The following is a 20,212-nucleotide window of genomic DNA, read 5'->3' on the forward strand; positions in this document are numbered from 1 at the left end:
CCTAACTCTCATCAGACTTTCTTCGTGTAAATATCCTGATGGGTGTACCTTCAAAATCAAACGCTGCCCGAATCTTGTTCTCGAGATAACGCTCATACGAGAAGTGCATCAATTCAGGATCGTTGACAAATACAACCATGGTTGGCGGTTTAACCGCAACCTGTGTTGAGTAGTTAATGCGCAATCTTCTTCCTTTATCCGTTGGAGGCGGATTGATGGCAATCGCATCCGATATCACATCGTTAAGCAGATGTGTCTGGACACGAAGTGAATGCTGATCGGCCACATGTTTAACCACGGGGAGCAGCTTCTGCAATCTCTGCTTTGTTTTGGCGGACAGGAATACGATCGGTGCGTAGGTCATGAACAAGAAATGATCCCGGATCTTCTTCTCGAACTGCTGCATCGTCTTATCTTCCTTCTCAACCATATCCCATTTATTGACAACGAACAAAGAAGCTTTACCAGCCTCGTATGCATACCCTGCAATATGCTTGTCCTGCTCGATGATGCCTTCCTCGCCATTAATGAGCACGAGCACCACATCTGCACGCTCGATGGCACGCATCGCACGCATGACACTGTATTTCTCTGTCGTCTCGTAGACCTTGCCCCGCTTACGCATACCTGCGGTATCGATGAGCACATAACGCTGCCCGTCTTTCTCGAACGGCGTATCAATTGCATCACGCGTAGTCCCGGCAACGTCGCTGACAATAACACGTTCTTCTCCCAATATCGCATTAACGAGGGAAGACTTGCCGACATTCGGTCTGCCAATCAAAGCGACGCGAATAACATCCTCGTCATATCCGTCATCCTCAAGCTCCGGCAAGTTCTCCACGACAACGTCAAGCAGATCCCCGATTCCGGTCCCGTGGCTTCCCGATATGCCCACAGGATCGCCAAATCCTAAGGAATAGAATTCGTAGATATCATCAACACGCTTCAAATTATCCACTTTATTTACGCTTAGAATAACCGGTTTGCCGGATCGGAACAGAATTTGTGCAACTTCCTCGTCCGATTGGGTAACCCCCGCTTTAGCATCGCACATAAATACGATGACATCCGCTTCTTCAATCGCAAGCTCTGCCTGCATGCGTATGGATTTCAATATCATGTCATCACCGTCGATTTCGATACCCCCGGTATCGATGACGCTGAACGCTTTGCCGTTCCATTCAGCACTTCCGTAAATCCGGTCACGGGTAATGCCCGGTTTATCTTCAACGATGGCTAATCTGTCGCCAATCAGTCGGTTAAATATGGTGGATTTACCGACGTTAGGTCGTCCAACGATAGCCACTACGGGTCTTGCCATAGTCACTCCTCCTGTCAATTCTTACGATTATCATCATAGCAAAAAACGTTACAATTGGCTAACCTTTCATCTTATTTCTATTATGCTCTACCCCATGTTACAACATCCGTTCACGTTAGTCCCCTAAAAAAACAAATGGCGAACCCAGGTTTCTGGGTTCGCCGACTTCGTTATGATAGGTCAATAGACCGAACAAAACTGTTCCCGGGCTTACTTGAATTTGCTCAGCTTATCGCCAAAACGCTCTCCAAGCGTAACACTCATGCCTTGATTGTTCAAAGAAACGTTAGGGTTGTCTTTCAGATCGATTTTAGGACCTTTGGACGGTTTTTCAGCTCGTGGAGCTTGAGCTGGTGCCTCTTCAGTTTCTTTGATGCTCAGGCTTACACGCTGCTCGGAAGTGTTGATATCAAGCACTTTAACCTGAACTTCCTGGCCTTCTTTCAATACTTCTTGCGGAGTACCGATATGCTTGTGGGAGATTTGGGAGATATGAACCAAACCTTCAACACCTGGAGCCAGCTCAACGAATGCGCCAAAGGTAACCAGACGTTTTACAACGCCTGTCACGATGTCGCCAGTGTTGAATTGCTCTCCAGCTGTTTCCCATGGACCAGGAGCTGCTGCTTTGATACTGAGGCTGATTTTGCCTTTTTCAGGATCAACTTTCAGCACTTTCACGCGAACTTGGTCGCCTTCGGACAATACATCGGCAGGCTTCTCAACATGGCTCCAAGCAATCTCGGATACATGAACCAAACCGTCAACGCCGCCCACGTCAACAAATGCGCCGAATTGGGTAAGACGTTGTACTGTACCTTCCAGCACTTGACCGTCTTGAAGCTCGGACATTACTTTTTGTTTGTTGGATTCGAACTCTTCTTCCAGAACATCCTTCTGGGAAAGAATCACTTTGTTGTTCTCGCGGTCCAGTTCTTTCACTTTTACGCGAAGTGTGCGGCCTTTGTAGTCGCTGAAATCTTCAACAAAATGACGTTCTACCATAGACGCAGGAATAAAGCCGCGTGCACCAACATCGGCTACAAGTCCGCCTTTCACCACGTCAGCCACCGTTACTTCGAATACGTCTTGATCTGCAAAATGCTTCTCAAGCTCTTCCCATGAATTCTCGGTGTCGATCGCGCGCTTGGAAAGAACCAGGCTTTCCTTGTCATCGTTAATGCTAACGACTTTGCACTCTACCTCTTGGCCAACCTGAACCGCATCAGATGCATTATCAAGTTGTACAGAAGACAGTTCGCGAACAGGAATTACGCCGTCATATTTATATCCAATGCTTACGTAAGCTTGGTTGTCCTCCAGTTTGACGATCGTCCCTTTCACGGTGTCCCCTTTTTTCAAGGATACGATTTGGTCCAGCTGCTCTTGGTTTTCAGCAGCCTCTTGATTTCTTGTTTCTTCCGACATGTCAAATAACCTCCTCAATTCAAACCCCATTTATTTAAACTCGCATTCGCGAAGTTCAAAACATAATTGCTGTAGTATCTTTCCAACTTTCCCATGCTTTTTATGCATGGAGCGAATAAATCAGTTCACGGTTGGTTTGCCGCTTGCACGCATTTCATGAATCTTCGCCATGATCATTCCAGTTGCCGCATCCAGTGCCTCTGGTGATTTATCCCCCTCAAACTGGGACAGATCCACAGGTGCGCCGTAGATGATCTTCACTTTTCTAAAAAGCTTGTAATCACCGATAATCGCAGCTGGTATAACCGTTGCCCCGCTGCGGAGAGCAAAGCTTGCTGCACCCCGTTTCGCTGCGGTAGCATCCGAGTTGCGTGTCCCTTCGGGAAAGATGCCCATGATCTCGCCGGAACGCAAGATGGTAAGGGCCATCTTGATGGAATCTTTGCTCACTCCACCGCGCTTCACCGGAAAAGCTCCAAGCTGGCGGACCAGCCATCCGAACACCGGAATTTTGAACAGTTCCGCCTTCGCCATGAATTTCACCTGGCGTTTGACGTGGATCCCGACAGATATTGGATCTCTTATGCTAATATGATTGCTGCAGATTAGCACGCCGCCTTCTGAAGGTATGTTATGTACGCCGACAGATTCAAATCTGTAGAGAATAGCGAACAAACCGCGGACCACCGCTCTGCAAAAAAGATAAATCATTGCTTTTCCTCCCCATCCCACTTAAGTTTCGCAATATGAAAGAATCGCTTCAACAACCTGGTTGATATCCATATGTGTCGTATCCAGAATGATGGCATCCTCTGCGCATCGGAGCGGCGACACTTCACGTTCCTGGTCAAGCCTGTCACGTTCTGCGATATCTTTTTCCAGTTGTTCCAGCGTGATGCCTTCATCACTCAACTCATTGAAGCGGCGGAGAGCACGTTCCTTGACACTGGCCGTCATGAAAATCTTCACCTCAGCATCCGGCAAAACCGTCGTGCCAATGTCACGCCCATCCATGACAACGCCTTTCTCCAGCGCCATTTGCTGCTGCAAACGGACAAGCTTTATCCGTACGCCCTCGATTCGTGCATATTTGGATACCACTGCACTAACCTGGTGTGAACGAATATAGGGTGTGACATCTTCCCCGTTCAGCAAAACCATTTGACCATTTTCATGCGGTTTTAATTCAATCACCATGTTTTGTGCATATTGAAGCACTTTTTCGGGATCTTCCGGAGAAATCCCTTGGTTCAGCATGAACCAGGTGACTGCCCTGTACATGGCTCCGGTATCCACATAGATGTACTGCAGCCTGCTGGCCACCATACGTGCTACTGTGCTTTTACCCGCGCCTGCCGGACCGTCAATGGCAATATTGATTCTGTCGCGATAACCTGTCCCCTGCATAACCAACGGGGCATTCCTCCTCAAACATATACCTCGAAATCGAAAGGGCTTACCATCCAGATAGGACGGAATCACACTTCCTGAGAAAAAATATACAAGAAAGCGCGAGATGAATTCTGCACCATTCTTATATTTCAAGAAAAAAGCAGGCGCCCGCCTGCGACGTGAAAATTATACCACACTACCTAGAGTGATGCAAAAGAGAAGGGTTGTTTTCCCCCATCCAATCGTTTACATTTGGCTCGTTAACGGGAACGCCCTCCATTTGCTGAACCGGCGAAATATAGGGCCTGCTGGGCTCATAATGCAGCAAAAGCTGGGCAATGACCAAAGCGACTACAAGCCCGATCAGCAGCTTAAACAGCGCTTTTCCGTAACGGTCATGAAGGGCTTGTCCATTCTCATGGAGCGCAGCATTAAGTTCTGTTTCTTCATTCAACGGGTCTTGATGAGACTTTGCTTCTGTCATGGCAAACGGTCCCTCCGGTACAAATTTCGGGTAGTGTACCACCGTTATACCATTTTTATGCATCATCGATTGCGAAAATCGAACTGTCTTTCGAAACAGTACCGGATCAGCTTTTGACGTTCCATATCTACGATATGATTGAATTTCAGCATAACGATGCTTCGATTCGTGGGCAGCTGCTTAACCCGCACCACCTCGCCTTCAAAAGGGACGTGCTCCACCGCACCATTCTTGTACGGTATCAGAACCCAGCAAGTCAGCAAGCTTCCTTCCGAAATGGATTGGCCCGGTTTTAGATGAAAGGATACCCCGCCGCCGCCGACATCATCGGTTTTGGTTAAGAACTGTGTGCCGTCTTTAGCAATAACAGCAACTTCGAGCTCCGCCTGCACCCTCAGGAAACTTCTTCTCTGAACCTTCGTTATCTGATCGGGATCCGGCTTCTTAATTCGAACCAGCCGTATAATGTCTTCGTGATGGCTCAAGACGTAGGAATTAAAGTAGTTCTTCACGCCGCCTTCACTTAGGAAATACGCTGACAGCTCGTCCCCAATGAAGAGCTTCTTCAGCCTCCCGGTGCCTTCCTGCAGCGGAACCTCCATATACATGGATTCATCATCCATGTCGGAAATGCGGGATTTATATACAATCTTGGCTTCCTTTTCATCCCCCGTATCCAACTGGATATAGAGGACATCATTGATCTTTGGATACAATGCGCTCACCCACTAATTCATGATAATCAATATTTACCATTATATCATGCGAACCCTGGGTCCATGGGATAAAATCTTCGATTGAAAATGTAAACATGTCTCCCCTTCGCAAACAACGGTTTGTCTGAGGCACTATTCAAGCGCTGATTCCACTGCATCTGCACATTAAAAAAACCGGTCAAGGAGTCTCCTTAACCGGTTCATACCACCATGTTTAGCGCCGTTATTTAATGCCTGCCTGTGCATCCTTCACGACTTCAACCGTTTCCTCAAGGCCGGTATCCGAATTAATATAGATCCGGTATTGCGAGCCGTTGATACGTCCGCCAAACTCGTAGCACAGCACATCCTCCGAACGGTCATTCTTAATTAATGCTTTGCGGTGATAAAGCACCTTGAATTCAGGGTTCAGCACTTTCTCCGCTTCTGCAAGACTCATCTTCGGCTGTGGAATTTGCCGCTTCATCTGGTGCTCATATACAAAGTCGCTGGCCTGAAAACCAATGACATCCCCGTTGTCCATCGCCGAACGAACGGTGATTTTCTCCGGATAGATCAGGACGCCGTCCTCTTCACGGACAAAAGAGAAGTTGGCGAGGTTGTCGTATTGGTCAGCTGAAACCACGGTCATGTCGGAGTAACCCTTTTTCGTCAGGAATTGCTGAGCTTTGTCGATGGCATCCTGGACCGATACTTTCTTCGCACCGACCTTGCGCTCATCCGTATAGGAGATCAATTGCCCTCCTTTTTCGGTAAAATCCAGGCTGAGCATATGACCGTTCGGGTGTTTTACCTTAGCTGTATAAGATACCCATTCCGTGCCGCTGCCGTTCTTGATGACTTGGACCTTGGCCTGGTTGCCAGCATCCGAGAACTTCAGCGCTTTCCGCTTCACATCCTCTTCCGAAATCGGCATGCCTGCCAACTGTTTGACAGAGCGTCTGTCATAAATGCTGCTGACCGACGGACCCCAGTCCAGCTCAGGGTAAGACTCGACTTTTTTGTCTACCGTTTTGAAACCATCGATAATGGAGTTGTCTCCTACCTTGTTCGTGGCAAGTGCTGTTTCTACATCCATCCAGCGCAAGCTGTTGGTGATGACTTTGTTCTGCACATGCTGCAAATCCTTCGTAATTTCGCCGGAGTTGGCATATAGGGATTTCAGCGTTTTAACCTCATTGTCACTTAGCGGTTCCTTGGTGAAATCTCGGACACCTGTTTTATAGGCAAAATTCGATATCCGGGATAAGAATTCTTCGGTCTTGTTGAATGGCAGCAGTGTAAGCGGCAGCTGGCTGATCTCATTCTGTGCCTCGCTGGTCAGACGCCATACATTCATCAAGCCCTTCCGGTGCATCCCCTGGGAAGTAGAGCTAACCGCAAGTGTGTTGCCGAGCTCGGCATGGATCCTGTCCATATTGTAGGACAAGTCGTGGAATGCCCGTTGGTATTGGTTCTCGGCGTTAATCAATATTGCGTTTTTCTCTTTATTCTCTTGATATCCCCATACCAGAGCCCCGATCAATAAAATTGTGGCCACAGGAAACAGAATAGCACTTAATCGTTTGTACATGATGCGATAGTCTCCTTTCTTCTACTCACTGAGGTTAGTTTGACTAGAAGGAAGAAGTCTTATGCATATCTGTATAATTACTTCATCATTTAGAAATCTTCCTCAATATCGAAGTGATCCCGGTTGTTGCACAGGCACTGCTTAAACCCGGTTTCGATCCGGCCATCTTCCTTCTTCCCGCGCAGAATAAAGCGCTCACCACAATCTTTGCAAAGGATTTTCACTTTTATACGCAAAAAAAGACACCTCCCACTCTATATTTCCTTGGCTGACAGCCAAGGCCTATAGAATGAAGTGTGCCCTTATTTATTACGTGTTAACCTCTTCCTCCCGTTTTATGAAACGAAAAGGAGAACGGTTGTTAGCCCTTGAGATTTTACCCATGCCGCCATACCATAACAGCACCATCAGCGGCACGATGAACCATATCCATGAATGGGCCAGCAGATTCAGAATCAGGTCGTACAGACCGTGCCACATCCAAGGCAGGAGGAGGGACAAAGCTAGGAAAAATCTTCTCCGCTTTCCTTCCGTGAATCTCGCATGCCCCATGTAGTAACCCATGATGACACCGAACATCGCGTGCCCCGAAACGGGTAGCAGTGCCCGCAAGAACATGGGACCAAAAGCAGCCTGACTGTACCACGCGTAAAGCAAGTTCTCTACAGTAGCGAAACCCAGCGATATAGCCGCTGCATAAAGGATACCATCATAAGGCTCGTCAAATTCCTTGTGTTTGAAAATAATATGGTACATCATAAACCATTTCAGAAACTCCTCAACGCCCGCTGAAACGAACAGTGAGTTGACTACCGGATGATCGCCAAGCCATAGTATCATTCCCCGCTGCAAAATCATAATCGGGAAAACGATCAGAACCCCAAGCATAAACACCTTGATCACCATATGCAGGGGTTCTTGATCATACCTATCTTTCAGGTAAAAATACGTGAGCAATGCGAGTCCCGGCGCCAAAGCTGACGCAATTACCGAGAACACCAGCACTAAAAAATTCCCCTTCCGTTAGTTGCGGGCCTGAAGTCCGGCACGCACGCCCACATTGATTAACGCTGACGCTGGAAGTGTGTACAGATTACCTCAACTGCTTGCTGAGGCATCACTTTCTTCCCGTATTCCTCCAGCACAGCTTCCGTTACTGAGGAGGATTCGCCGAATTCAGCCAGCATGGCAATGACCGCCGGCAGCTTCTCGCTGTTCAGTTCCTCAGGATCGAAATACAAAAACCATTTATCCATATAGTGATAGAGCTTACCTGCTCCGTCTACAAGTTCCTTCAACATATGCGATGCTTCAATGAGCACTTCAAAATCTTGAAAAACATAGACGATGGTATCACTTTGATCCAGCGTTACTTCCATTTCATAAATCTCGTCCGGCATATCTTCTTCGGACAAGCTGCTAAAATGGTGATCGTATTTCCCTCTCGTCACAATAACCACCATGCCCTGGGCAGGCAGTGCAAACACCTCAACGGCAAGAGGTCCGGTGGCATCAAACCCGAGTTCACTGTAGGCCTGATCCATCATCTCCGTAAACAGGTCATAAACTTTCGGTATTTCCTGCCACATCTCTTCCTTCTGGATCCCACGCTCACTCAGATCGTCAAACGTGAGGAAAATCCGTATCTTATCTTGACTCAAACGCTCTATTTTCATGACAGGATCCTCCTTACGTAAACAAAAGTTTATAACAAATTATGATGTCTGGATTATGACGTGATAAAAATGGTTTTATATAATTGATTTTATCATTTAATACCCACAAATGCACGTAAATATGTAGCTGAAGAAAAAAGAATCATTCACAGGGATGTGAAGTCCACTCCCCGAGAATGATTCAAAAAGGTGCGTGTCGTTTACAAACCCGGTATGACGGTGTGAGTCTCTTTGAGAATCTGTTCGACTTCGTTCTTCACGTCTGGATTGTTGCGGATAAAGTCCTTTACTTGCTTCAGGTTGGTAGCTTTCGAATGGGTCGATGTCTGTCCACCAGAAGTTCTGTCGGAATGAGTGGAGCCGTTACGGCCTGAACTGGGAGACACGCTTTCATGGCTTGAGCCGTAGTTATGGCTTTTTGTGCCTTGAATTTTACTCATCGCGGTATCCGCAAAGCGGCCCAGGTTCACATCTTTCATCATGGAAGAGAAACCCATGTTTTTACGGGAAATCATCCGGCATGCAACGGCACCGATAATGACACCATATAGAAATGACGAAGTCTTCACAAATGATACCTCCTTCTATGTTAAACTCGAGATTATTGTTCTCGCACCGCCAGGAACTCATGCTACATAAATACAGGAAAGTGAGATGGAATCATGGTTAGAACACGAACAGTCCTTCTGCTGGCTTGCTGTCTTATGCTCAGTGCGTGCGGCAACAACGGCGCTGCTCAGAAACAAGACGCGGCTGCGGAAGGCGGTAATGTGCCGACAACACAGCAAAATGAAACCGGGCATGTGCCCCCTCCAAGCGGGAGTACGGACGCTGTAAATGAACCGGACAAGCCTGATCCGGAATTGAGTGCGAATGGATCACAAGAACCGCCGACGAATGAACCGGATAAAAAGCCGGATGCAGTGGCTTCCGCCAAACCGCAATATCACATGAATAAAGTGTACCGGATTGTACCGAATGACGATTCCGTGCCAGACAAGGTGGTGCTGCTCACGTTTGACGACGGCCCCAAGGATGAGGACATGATCAACCAATTAATTGACACTCTCGACAAACATGAAGCCAAGGCCATCTTCTTCGTTAACGGATATCGAGTGAAAGAAAATCCCGAATTGCTGAAACTTATCCACGACCGCGGTCAAGTGATTGGGAATCATTCCTGGGATCATATCGATCTGAAAAAAGAGAGCAAACAGAACGTAGAGGAACAAATTGGGAATGTACAGAAAATCGTAAAGGAAACGATTGGTACGGAACCGAAGTTCTTCCGACCTCCTTTCGGCTCTGGCGGGGATACCGTCAAGGACATTGCCAAGGATCATGATTTGTTATTCATGACTTGGTCCAACGGCTCGCTGGATTGGGAAAGCAAAAACAAAAACAAACCCGATGCTGTGGTTAACAATGTACTGGAGCAGCTTCATCCCGGCAGCAACATCTTGATGCATGAGCTTCCCTGGACCGTCGAAGCACTTGACAGCCTGCTCACCAAGCTCGAGTCTAAAGGTTATGGATTTGTGGATCCTAGTTTGATCGAACCGAAAATAAGATAACCTTCAATACAAAAAAACCTTAATTCCTCCGTCATCACTTGGAATTAAGGTTTTTTGCGCAATGTAATGACATGATATTCCGCCGGACACTTCAAGCGCAGCGGGATGTGCGAGGTGCCAAATCCGCGGCTGATCAACATTCGGGAAGTGTGAAGGCTGTCGCCAACTTTTCTCGGCAGTGAATACCAACCTGATTGAAACTTCTTATAGAAGCGCTCCAGCCGTACGGCACCGGCAAAAGGAAGCACGATCTGTCCCCCATGCGTATGTCCTGCCAGCAGGAGATCACCGTTCGTTTCCTCCCTGTCCTTCACCCAGATCGGATCATGGACAAGGATGATGTGGTATGAATCTTCTTTTGGATTGCCGCGAAATTGCGTATACGGATGCTTTTTGCTTGCTGGCTGCCGAATTCCGCTCAGCGTTATACTCTCTTCATTCTTCTTCAGTGTAATTGTCTTATCACTCAACAAGGCGACCCCTGTCTCGCGCAGAACCTGACGAACCGCATCCTTGCCTGCATATAGATCATGATTACCCAGGACCGCATATACGGGGGCTATACGGAGCAGGACCGACATGTTATGCCTCATCCGCTGAAAGGATACCCCTTTTTCCGTAATATCTCCTCCAAGAAAAACGCAATCCACTGGCAAGAGATTGGAGGTCAGCTTCTGTTCTGACAAAACTCTGCGATGTATATCGGTTATGAACAATATTCGATACCCGTCAAAAGACTGAGGAATACGGTCGGATACAACTTCCTCTTCACGTATGCGATATCCTCCGGCTTCGGACCTCATCCAGCCGATTGTGCCTGCACCAACAGCCGCAGCACCGGCTAACCACATCAACACACTCATAATAACTCCTTTAATAATTCGCTTAATGGAGGCGCGCCGATCAGTCCCCACCACAACAGTCCTACCATTAATAATATGAATATGACAATCAATGAGTTCACAAACCATTTGCTCATTCTGACACGATAGGAGGAATACGTATTCGTTCGTTTAGGCGCCGGTACCTCTTCCCCGGATTGACCTGAGCGTGACCTTGTCGATCTGGACCGGCTCAGTCCTTCAGTCGGACTGTCGTCCTGAAGTTTCTGCTCCACCGGTTCTTTATGTACCGATGATTTAGAGCGATTTAATGTATCTTCTGCACGTTGTGACTTTGATGCAGTTCCTTGTTCCGAAGCAGCGGGTGTCTTGTTCTTCCGGCCTTTATTGCGGCTCCGATGTCGTTCCATTCTGCTAAGCTCGTTCATTTTCCTCTTTCCTCCGAAATCGAATCAGCATCCCTGAGATGAAATCAATCAGAAAATGGCACAGTATAGGCGCCCACAGAGTACCTGTATGAATATAGACGTACCCCAGGCCATAACTGCTCAAGAAAACCCATCCTGTAGGAAGCCAATGCTTTAGATATCTGACATGTATAAGCGCGAACAAAATGCTGGTCCAGTAGGGTCCAAATGCATGCTGTACCGCTCCACGAAACAGAAGTTCCTCACATACAGATACGATCAGGGCAATCACCAAAATATGCCATACCGGCCTGTTCCGAAACAACATTTCATTGATTCCGCCGTCATCCATACTATCTTCAGATACAAAACGGGACAATACAAAATCAACAATCAGCATAGCTGCAGCAAGACCAAGGCCCCAATATACAAACTCGACTTCTTTCGGAATGACAAACAGCTCAAACGGATTCCTCTTTTGAAACAAGATCCAGATCAAACCCACAATGAGGGTTAAGGCTTGGGTAAGATACAGATTGATAAGCAGCAGTCGGTCATTCAGTTGATGGGCTTCGATTCTTTTTACGCGTATTTTAAATTTTTTCATAGAAGATGGGCCTGTCTTTCATCTTGATATTTTAGGATAATCTTCGTGTACAACCTCAGTGATATAAGATTGATTCCATCATAGGCGGGCATAAGCATCATAGCAAATTACCGGCATGGTATTCAAGGCTATCCCCTGTTTCTTCGCTCTAAGGACGGAATAAACACCTATTGACACAATGTTAGAGCCATGATACATTATGAAAAAATTAATCTGTGAAAACCGATGATGGAAAAAAGAAGCTGCAACGTCCTCAGAGAGCCGATGGTTGGTGGAAATCGGTGGCGGTAAAGTATTCTTGAGCGTTCCTGAGATATTTCGCTGAACATTGAAGTAGGCGTAAATCGGATGATATCCGTTACCAATCATGGTCTGAACAGACCGCTTGAGGCTGCAGCAAGACAGCAGCGAATAAGGGTGGCACCACGAATAACTCTCGTCCCTTACTACGGAAGTAGTATGCGGATTGAGAGTTTTTTATGTTCCTGATTCTTTGTCACGACACCGCGTCAAACCTGTATAGAATTCTTCTGGCTTTACTAGGCAATCTTTGAACGTGTATAACGGAATGCGCGCCAAGCGTAATCCTTATTCAATATTGCAGTACCGCATTTATAGAGGATTTTAAGGAGGAAGAGAAACCATGTTTAAAGTATTGGTATCGGATCCGATCAGTGATTTGGGGATTCAGCAGTTGATGGATGCCGCCGATGTGCAGGTAGACAAAAAAACCGGGCTCAGTGAAGATGAGCTCACTGCCATTATCGGTGAATACGACGGACTCCTCGTACGGAGTCAGACACGTGTAACAGAACGCATTATGAATGCAGGAACAAACCTCAAGGTGGTTGGCCGGGCTGGTGTCGGTGTTGACAATATTGACCTGGAAGCCGCTACGAAGCGCGGTATCGTTGTCATTAACGCTCCGGATGGCAATACGATTACAACGGCCGAGCATACCTTTGCTATGATGATTGCCCTTGCCCGCCATATCCCGCAAGCCTATGCAAAAACTATAGGCGGATCCTGGGATCGCAAATCCTTCCTCGGCGTCGAGCTGCGCAATAAAACGCTTGGCGTTATGGGAATGGGACGAATCGGCAGCGAGGTTGCCAAACGCGCCAAGGCATTCGGCATGAACATACTTGCCTTTGATCCGTTCTTAACGGAGGAGCGTGCAGACAAACTCGGCGTGAGTCTCTCCTCGGTGGATAACATTATCCGCAATGCGGATTTCATTACGGTCCATACTCCGCTTACTCCTGAGACCCGCCACATGATCGCAAGACCGCAGTTTGAAGTGATGAAACGCGGCATGCGTATCGTGAACTGTGCACGCGGCGGTATTATCGACGAGCGCGCACTGGTCGAAGCCATTGATGAAGGCATTGTAGCTGGAGCTGCTTTTGACGTATTCGAGCATGAACCGCCGGAAAGCGACCATCCGTTCCTGACCCATCCAAAGGTGATCGTGACTCCGCATTTGGGTGCATCTACGATTGAGGCTCAAGAGAACGTAGCCATCGATGTATCGGAGCAGGTGCTGCATATTTTGCGCAATGAGCCGTTTAAGAATGCCGTCAACTTCCCGCTTGTAGCAGCAAGCGTCATGAACAAACTCCAGCCATACTTCTCCCTCGGTGAGAAACTCGGCAGTGTGGCCGCGCAAATTACCGCGCACGCTGTGAAGGAGATTCATGTCGACTATGCGGGCGAGCTGGCTGAGGTGGATACCCAGGCGTTGACACGCTACATCGTAAAAGGCGTGCTTGAGCGTCATCTCGGAAACGAAGTGAACATTGTAAACTCCATGCACCTGGCCAAAAGCCGTGATCTGCATGTCGTTGTATCTCAAACACCAAAAACGAAAGACTTTACCAATCTGGTTACCGTTACGCTTAAAACCCAAAACGGTCTGGAGCGGATTGTAGCCGGTACACTCCTTCTCGGTTATGGGGAACGGATTGTCCGCCTTGACAAATTCCCGGTCGATATCTCGCCGGAAGGTCATCTGATTCTGATCTCGCATAACGATAAACCGGGCATTATCGGTCGTGTCGGGACGCTGCTCGGCGAGAACGATGTCAACATCGCCTCCATGCAGGTGGGCCGTAAAGTCATCGGCGGCGAGGCTATCATGCTTCTGACCGTAGATAAGGACGTGCCTAAAGATGTTCTGATTAAACTCACAGGGCTGGCAGAACTGAACACCGCGCAACAAATTGCACTGGGCTAAACAACTGATTCAGATAAACGCGGGTTAGTCGATGTTCCACGTAGAACAAGATTAACCCCTTTATTTCAACAAAAAAACACGCTCCATGTGAGCGTGTTTTTTCTTTTGTGCGGGCATTCCCTATGATTCTACCGCTTTTGTGGGAATGATCATCGTAAATATGGTGCCTTTGCCAACCTCACTCGTTGCGTTAATCGTTCCGTGATGCGCAGTCACGATGTTTTTCACAATGGCGAGACCAATACCGGTACCCACCGTTTCACCTCTTACACGCGCTTTGTCCGCCTTATAGAACCGTTCGAAAACAAAGGGCAGATCTTCGGGCGGAATGCCGACACCCTGGTCGCAGATTTTCACCTGAAGTGCTTCATCGTCCAAAAGGGTGATCCGGTCTGCGGTGATCTGGATTTGCTTGCCTGAAGGGGTGTGACGGAAAGCATTATCCAGCAGATTCGTAAGCACCTGCTCCAGCTTATCTTCGTCTGCTGCTTCAAGCATCAGATTCGGATGAAGTTTATTCAACTGAAGATCAATTTCCCGCTCCTTGGCACGCACGGCGAATTTCCGGTATACCCGCTCGCACAATTCACCGGCATCCATTTTCCTCAGTGACAACTCCGCGTGTCCCGCTTCCATGCGTGTCAAATCAAGCAGATCCTTCACCAAGCGCCCCATTCGTAGAGATTCCTCATGGATGACCTGGATAAGCTCCCTGCTCTCTTCCGGCGAAGCCGCCATGCCATCAAGCAATGCTTCGCTGTAACCCTGCATCATCGACAGCGGTGTCCGGATTTCATGTGACACATTCGCAATGAAATCTGTACGCATCTTCTCCAGGGTCACCTGCTCGGTAATATCCCTGAGCACGACAACAGCGCCCCGAATCATATCGTCCGCGTACAGCGGGGCCATATGGGCCGACCATATCCCCTGCTTGACATGCAGGTCTGCACTCTGGTCCCTGCCTTCGTTCACGGTGCTGTAATAGAGCTCGCTCAGCGGCTTCGGCATTACATCAGCGGCCCAGCCGCCCCCTTGCAGCTCATCATCCCACTGCAGTCCCTTCCAGGTCTTCATGATTTCCTGTCCGGGCGGGTTCACCAGTATAACTTGACCATGATGGTCAAAGGTAATGACCGCGTCACTCATACTTCTCAGCACGCTGGACAGATGCTCCTTCTCATGGTTCAAATTACGAATATTTGTCTCCAGTTCGGCTGCCATATGGTTAAACGTATTGGCCAATTCACCGATCTCATCACTGGTTACCAGATTCAATCGTGTTCCGTATTTCCCTTTCCGAATATCATTGGCAGCCTCAATCAATTGCTGCATGGGCTGCGTGATCTTGGTTAACAGAAACAGTCCAAAAAAGGTGGTCATCGAGAATCCGATGATCGCCACATAAGTAAATAAACGTTTGATGGCATCCGAATTCGCAAACGTGGTGTCGATATACGGCAGCAAAAATAATCCGAGCGTCAGCAGTACGCACGCAACCAAACAGGTTATCGTAATCCACAGCTTGCCGACGAGTGATCTCCAGAAACTCACGTTACTTCGGTACCTCCAGCTTGTAGCCCACTCCCCACACGGTTGTAATCATCGCTGCGGAATCGGAGGATACCTTATTCAACTTCTCGCGCAATCGCTTCACATGGGTATCCACTGTGCGAAGATCACCGAAAAACTCATAATTCCATACATCCTTAAGCAGTTCTTCACGAGAAAACACTTTATCTGGCGAGGATGCCAAATAGTGAAGAAGTTCGTATTCTTTCGGCGTCAGGCTGATTTCGTGTCCTCCTGCCGTCACGCGGTGAGCGTCGTGCTCTATGACGAGATGCGGGAATACGATGCTGTTGCTTGGATTCGTTTCCTTGCTCAGATAGGCAGTCGCTGAAGACCGGCGTAAAATAGCTTTTACACGATAGATAACCTCGCGCGGACTGAACGGCTTCACGACATAATCGTCGGCCCCCACTTCAAAGCCCTGTACGCGATTGATCTCCTCGCCCTTGGCAGTCAGCATCAGGATCGGCGTAGACTTCACCTGACGAAGACGCGTGCACACCTCGACGCCATCCATGCCGGGCAGCATGACATCCAGAATAACAAGTCCATAATCTTCTGAGCTGGCTTTGCGAAGCGCGGTCTCCCCATCCTCCGCCTCTTCGATTTCATAACCTTCCTTCTCCAGATACATCTTCAACAATCGACGAATCCGTTCTTCATCATCTACAACAAGGATACGATTTCCGTGCTCTGACATTGGCAGCAGCTCCTTCATGTTTATAGGGAAAATCAGAAGTGGCCCTCTTGAATAGGAAAGGGCCCTTCTGATTGTTAATTCATTGCTATTAAGTTAACCATTAATCGGTTCCGGCATAAGAGTGCAGGCCCGCAATAATCAAGTTAACGCCCACCAGCGTGAACATGACAACGATAAAGCCAATAACGGACAGCCAGGAGGAATGTTTGCCCTGCCAGCCCCGTGACAGCCGCAGATGGAGATATACGCTGTAGAAGAGCCAGGTGATAAGCGCCCATACTTCCTTTGGATCCCAGCCCCAGAATCGGCCCCAGGCAATTTCCGCCCAGATCATGGCGAATATGAGTCCGCCGAGCGTAAATACCGGGAAACCAATCGCAATGGCGCGATAACTGATCTCATCCAGATCATCCGGATCCAGTCTGCCGAGCGCAGGCTGGATGAACTTCGCCAGCGGCTTGCGCAGTATGAGACGGAGCAGACCGTACAGGATCAAACCGCTGAGCAGCGACCATATTACTGTATTCAGCTTACGTCCTGCATTCACCCCGTGCATCCATGACGGAGCTTCCATGAGCGGAGATTTCATGCCCAGGAAGGATTGCATACTCTCCGTCTCACTCTTATATGGTGCAACAAGTGGAGGCATGTTATATTCCACTTTTACTATTGTACTATTTTCTGTCTTCGGGTCAACCAATGTCTGATTAAACTCGGCCTGATATCCGCCCGCACGGAAGCTGTATACCGACAAAATAAATCCGATCAGTACCACGATGGCAAACATGCAGAGCTCAAGCCAGCGCTGTTCCCTGCGCGAGCCCTTGTCAGTTCCGCTAAAGTTAACGGTACGAAGCAGGTGCATCAATCCGGCTATAAAACCGACGGCAAAAAACGCATCACCCAGCGCCGCCAATGTCACGTGAATCCCCAGCCAGTAGGATTGAAGCGAAGGAATGAGCGGCTGTACCTGCTGCGGAAATACGGCTGCATAAGCCATGATCAGTATAGCCAGCGGCAATGCAAACAATCCGAGCAGCGATTTTTTGTAGATAAAATAAAGGACTAGAAAAGCAATCATGATGGCCATCGACAAGAAGGACATAAACTCATACATGTTGCTGACAGGCACATGCCCCGAGCCTGCCCATCTTGTAAAGAAGTACAGCAAGTGGCCGATTAAACCGATCGTTGCTGTAACAAATGCAATCTTGCCCCACTTAGCCAAATGAGCTTCCGGATCCCGTTTACGGAACCGGCGTCCCATAACGGCAAGTGCATACATGATGAATGCCGCGCAGTATAAGGTAAAGGCTACAATAAAGGCGTCGCCGCTAAACTCAATTAGATTCATCCTTACTCCCCCTGTTATTCTCCAATGACTTTTCATCGACTTCGATATTCATTTGCTTGAGGATCGCGGAGATTTCCTTGCGAAGCCCAAACCAGTTTTTGTTCGTATGTGCGCCGAGAGTCAGTGTTTCGTTATCAATACGCAGCCAGATCCGGCGATGGGTGAAATAAAAGCCCATAATCAATCCAATCATGCCGATAAAACAACCCACCCATATGAATGGCATCGCTTTATCCACACGAATATTCAAATACGTCGTAGATTCCGAAAAGTCCACATCATCCATGCTGAGCACGTCCAGCGATACGAGCGACTCCCCACCCGCCAGCTGTGCATTGATTGCTTCCTGATTGAACCGTTCCTTATCGAGCTGCTTGGGAAAGTAGAAGTATTGAATGCCTTCCTTCGGCAGATCAGGCCCCTTAATCAGAAATAAGAATGCAGGCGCATTCGGGTTGGGTGACAGGTTGACCGGATTACCGTTATCGCCAAGTCCAAAATCAGTAAAGGATTGTGTAAGCGTTAACGTATATTCCCCTGCCTGATACTCCCTCTGGGGATCATTGATCGACAATGTAATCTTGCCAAATTCTTTACCGCTCTTACTATCAACCAGCACCGGCGAAACCGTACGAAGAATCGGGGTCAGGTCATAATCGAATTGGTAAGCTTTAAACCCTTTGTAATTGAGCGGATGATTAACCTCAATGTTATGGCGTGTCAATTCCACGAGTTGAGGCTCTTTATCCAGTCCATCGCAATTGGCCTCACACATATACAGAACAGCCTGGGTTTGGAATTCTTTTGGCAGCACTTTGTTCTTGCCTTTGAATTCTTCAGGCATATCCTCTTCCGTGTAGAATTCAACCTTAAATCCATTATTCAACAAATAATAACTGGTGTTCTTGATGTGCACAGGTTCCCCCTCGGGAAATGCCATGTGCTCGTCCATGTGCAGTCCGGGCAAATTCCGTCCGAGAACTGCAAGCAGGAATATAATGAGACCGATATGAAGCACATAAGGACCCCAGCGACTGAACCGCTGCTTCTCTGCCAGAAGCGTCCCGCCGTCCGTGCGAACCCGGTAGCCCTTCTTCTTGATTATCGGCTTCACCCGTTCGACCCACTCTGCTCCATCCTCCCCGACCTGCCCTTGATAGACAACTTTCTGACGGGTAAGAAATGACATATGCTTCGGGATACGCTGTCTGCTGAGTGCCTTGTAGAGTGGCAGCACACGATCAAGACTGCAGATGACAAGCGATGCGCCGATCATGACGAGCAGCAGCACGAACCACCATGATGTGTATGTATGTGACAGCCCGAGCAAGTAGTATATATGCCCCAGCTGCCCGTACTCCTCTTTGTAATAAACCGAGGGGTCAATATTGAGGAATGTGCTCTCTTGCGGAAAAATGGTCCCCAAAGAGGAGCCAATCAGGGTCAGCAAGATCAAATAAATGGCTACCTTTACCGAAGAAAAGAAATTCCATACCCGATCAATAATACCGGGATTTGCTTTTTGTGATCGACGGGCCACCCCGTCATAACGCATTTCCAGAACCGGCTGGGCCTCTGCTTCTTCGGTCAACGGCTTGCCGCAAGCCTCGCAAAGGACCGTCCCCGTCGGATTCTGGTGTCCGCAATCACACTTTGTGTTTTGGATCAAAGGCTTGGAACCTTGACTCATTTCGCATTCACCAACTGTTCAATTTGTTTGTCAAGGGTGTTCAAATCCAGTTCGCCTATACGAATATGGTCTATCTTGCCGGAGGCGGAAACAAAGAAGGTTGTTGGCATGGGTCCGACGCCAAAGCTGGCAACTGCATCCCGCTTAGGGTCCATCAAGATGGGGAACTGAACTCCCGTCTGAGCCACAAAATTCTCAACGGTCATCTTGTTCTCTCCCACATTTATGCCAATGATCTCAACGCCCTGACTGCTCCATTTCTCCCACTGAGCTTGAAGAGCCGGCATTTCCCGCACGCATGGCGGACAGTAGGTGCCCCAGAAATTAATAACCCTGGCTTTACCTTCATATTCACTCATGGTATGTACTTTGCCATCCATGCCTAGAAGTTCAAAATCCGCTGCCTTCTGTCCAACTTTGGGAACCTCGTCAGAGCCGAATACAACCGTTGCAACGGCGTACACTCCGACCAGGATGATGGCAAGCAGAATAACAATCTGTACGCTTTTCTTCGATTTGCCCATAAAGCAGCAGCTTCCTTTCTATGACATTCATCATATCGTATACTACGGGTGTGAACATCCTATGAACAATTATAACGAAATTTGTCATAAACGCCGCTCGCCATTTTGAATAT

General features: G+C 48.1%; 21 protein-coding genes and 1 other annotated feature. Of the genes, 2 read left to right on the forward strand and 19 right to left on the reverse strand.

Going from position 1 to position 20,212, the window contains the following annotated elements; translation table 11 throughout:
* Position 1 precedes the first annotated feature (1 nt).
* The 11 genes from der to B9D94_RS18105 all read right to left on the reverse strand — a co-directional run bounded on the left by der (position 2) and on the right by B9D94_RS18105 (position 9,162).
* Positions 2–1,324 carry a ribosome biogenesis GTPase Der gene (gene der / locus B9D94_RS18060; protein ID WP_006209453.1) on the reverse strand — a complete coding sequence of 441 codons (1,323 nt, stop codon included), beginning with the start codon at positions 1,322–1,324 and terminating at the stop codon, positions 2–4.
* 210 nt (positions 1,325–1,534) lie between these two features.
* Positions 1,535–2,752, reverse strand: coding sequence for a 30S ribosomal protein S1 (gene rpsA, locus B9D94_RS18065; RefSeq protein WP_006209452.1), 1,218 nt, complete (start codon positions 2,750–2,752; stop codon positions 1,535–1,537).
* Between the two features lie 120 nt (positions 2,753–2,872).
* Positions 2,873–3,463, reverse strand: a complete 591-nt coding sequence (locus B9D94_RS18070; RefSeq protein ID WP_006209451.1) for a lysophospholipid acyltransferase family protein — start codon at positions 3,461–3,463, stop codon at positions 2,873–2,875.
* A gap of 21 nt (positions 3,464–3,484) precedes the next feature.
* A complete protein-coding gene (gene cmk / locus B9D94_RS18075) occupies positions 3,485–4,165 on the reverse strand; it encodes a (d)CMP kinase (RefSeq protein ID WP_006209450.1) in 681 nt (226 codons plus the stop codon).
* A gap of 175 nt (positions 4,166–4,340) precedes the next feature.
* Positions 4,341–4,628: a DUF5359 family protein gene (locus B9D94_RS18080; protein WP_148247651.1), complete on the reverse strand. Its 288-nt coding sequence runs from the start codon at positions 4,626–4,628 to the stop codon at positions 4,341–4,343.
* Positions 4,629–4,690: 62 nt separating this feature from the next.
* Positions 4,691–5,353 carry a flagellar brake protein gene (locus B9D94_RS18085; RefSeq protein WP_036636825.1) on the reverse strand — a complete coding sequence of 221 codons (663 nt, stop codon included), beginning with the start codon at positions 5,351–5,353 and terminating at the stop codon, positions 4,691–4,693.
* Positions 5,354–5,567: 214 nt separating this feature from the next.
* Positions 5,568–6,917 carry a germination protein YpeB gene (gene ypeB / locus B9D94_RS18090; RefSeq protein ID WP_148247652.1) on the reverse strand — a complete coding sequence of 450 codons (1,350 nt, stop codon included), beginning with the start codon at positions 6,915–6,917 and terminating at the stop codon, positions 5,568–5,570.
* Between the two features lie 89 nt (positions 6,918–7,006).
* Complete coding sequence (locus tag B9D94_RS31040) at positions 7,007–7,153, reverse strand: hypothetical protein (RefSeq protein WP_006209446.1); 147 nt, start codon at positions 7,151–7,153, stop codon at positions 7,007–7,009.
* A gap of 73 nt (positions 7,154–7,226) precedes the next feature.
* On the reverse strand, positions 7,227–7,922 hold the full coding sequence (prsW, locus tag B9D94_RS18095) for a glutamic-type intramembrane protease PrsW (RefSeq protein ID WP_006209445.1): 696 nt from the start codon (positions 7,920–7,922) through the stop codon (positions 7,227–7,229).
* Between the two features lie 59 nt (positions 7,923–7,981).
* A complete protein-coding gene (locus B9D94_RS18100) occupies positions 7,982–8,593 on the reverse strand; it encodes a genetic competence negative regulator (protein WP_006209444.1) in 612 nt (203 codons plus the stop codon).
* Positions 8,594–8,793: 200 nt separating this feature from the next.
* Positions 8,794–9,162, reverse strand: coding sequence for a hypothetical protein (locus B9D94_RS18105; protein WP_148247653.1), 369 nt, complete (start codon positions 9,160–9,162; stop codon positions 8,794–8,796).
* Between the two features lie 93 nt (positions 9,163–9,255).
* Here B9D94_RS18105 and B9D94_RS18110 point away from each other — a divergent pair, with 93 nt between their 5' ends.
* Positions 9,256–10,167: a polysaccharide deacetylase family protein gene (locus B9D94_RS18110; protein WP_148247654.1), complete on the forward strand. Its 912-nt coding sequence runs from the start codon at positions 9,256–9,258 to the stop codon at positions 10,165–10,167.
* Between the two features lie 44 nt (positions 10,168–10,211).
* Here B9D94_RS18110 and B9D94_RS18115 read toward each other — a convergent pair whose 3' ends face one another.
* Genes B9D94_RS18115 through B9D94_RS18125 form a run of 3 tightly spaced genes read right to left on the reverse strand, consistent with a single transcriptional unit; the run spans position 10,212 to position 12,023 of the window.
* Positions 10,212–11,030, reverse strand: coding sequence for a metallophosphoesterase (locus tag B9D94_RS18115; protein ID WP_148247655.1), 819 nt, complete (start codon positions 11,028–11,030; stop codon positions 10,212–10,214).
* Positions 11,027–11,437, reverse strand: coding sequence for a hypothetical protein (locus tag B9D94_RS18120; protein WP_148247656.1), 411 nt, complete (start codon positions 11,435–11,437; stop codon positions 11,027–11,029). Before B9D94_RS18120 ends, B9D94_RS18115 begins: the two co-directional genes overlap by 4 nt.
* A complete protein-coding gene (locus B9D94_RS18125) occupies positions 11,424–12,023 on the reverse strand; it encodes a CPBP family intramembrane glutamic endopeptidase (RefSeq protein WP_006209439.1) in 600 nt (199 codons plus the stop codon). The genes B9D94_RS18120 and B9D94_RS18125 overlap by 14 nt, the downstream gene beginning before the upstream one ends.
* Positions 12,024–12,239: 216 nt before the next feature.
* Positions 12,240–12,470, forward strand: a binding site (T-box leader).
* A gap of 196 nt (positions 12,471–12,666) precedes the next feature.
* Here B9D94_RS18125 and serA point away from each other — a divergent pair.
* The gene (gene serA / locus B9D94_RS18130; protein ID WP_006209438.1) at positions 12,667–14,259 is read left to right on the forward strand and encodes a phosphoglycerate dehydrogenase; all 1,593 of its coding nucleotides are present in this window, start codon (positions 12,667–12,669) and stop codon (positions 14,257–14,259) included.
* A gap of 120 nt (positions 14,260–14,379) precedes the next feature.
* On the opposite strand, the gene B9D94_RS18135 is transcribed toward serA, so the two are convergent.
* The 5 genes from B9D94_RS18135 to B9D94_RS18155 all read right to left on the reverse strand — a co-directional run bounded on the left by B9D94_RS18135 (position 14,380) and on the right by B9D94_RS18155 (position 20,099).
* Positions 14,380–15,813 carry an ATP-binding protein gene (locus tag B9D94_RS18135; RefSeq protein ID WP_036636815.1) on the reverse strand — a complete coding sequence of 478 codons (1,434 nt, stop codon included), beginning with the start codon at positions 15,811–15,813 and terminating at the stop codon, positions 14,380–14,382.
* A 1-nt stretch (position 15,814) separates the two neighbouring features.
* Positions 15,815–16,531: a response regulator transcription factor gene (locus tag B9D94_RS18140; protein WP_006209436.1), complete on the reverse strand. Its 717-nt coding sequence runs from the start codon at positions 16,529–16,531 to the stop codon at positions 15,815–15,817.
* Positions 16,532–16,631: 100 nt separating this feature from the next.
* Complete coding sequence (gene ccsA, locus B9D94_RS18145; RefSeq protein WP_006209435.1) at positions 16,632–17,885, reverse strand: cytochrome c biogenesis protein CcsA; 1,254 nt, start codon at positions 17,883–17,885, stop codon at positions 16,632–16,634.
* The gene (locus B9D94_RS18150) at positions 17,872–19,575 is read right to left on the reverse strand and encodes a cytochrome c biogenesis protein ResB (RefSeq protein WP_006209434.1); all 1,704 of its coding nucleotides are present in this window, start codon (positions 19,573–19,575) and stop codon (positions 17,872–17,874) included. The genes ccsA and B9D94_RS18150 overlap by 14 nt, the downstream gene beginning before the upstream one ends.
* Positions 19,572–20,099 (reverse strand): redoxin domain-containing protein, encoded by a 528-nt coding sequence (locus B9D94_RS18155; RefSeq protein WP_036636810.1) that lies wholly within the window; start codon positions 20,097–20,099, stop codon positions 19,572–19,574. The genes B9D94_RS18150 and B9D94_RS18155 overlap by 4 nt, the downstream gene beginning before the upstream one ends.
* Positions 20,100–20,212 lie beyond the last annotated feature (113 nt).

Origin of the sequence: Paenibacillus sp. Cedars (assembly GCF_003184205.1) — a bacterium.
Taxonomy (GTDB): Bacteria; Bacillota; Bacilli; order Paenibacillales; family Paenibacillaceae; genus Paenibacillus_AQ; species Paenibacillus_AQ glucanolyticus.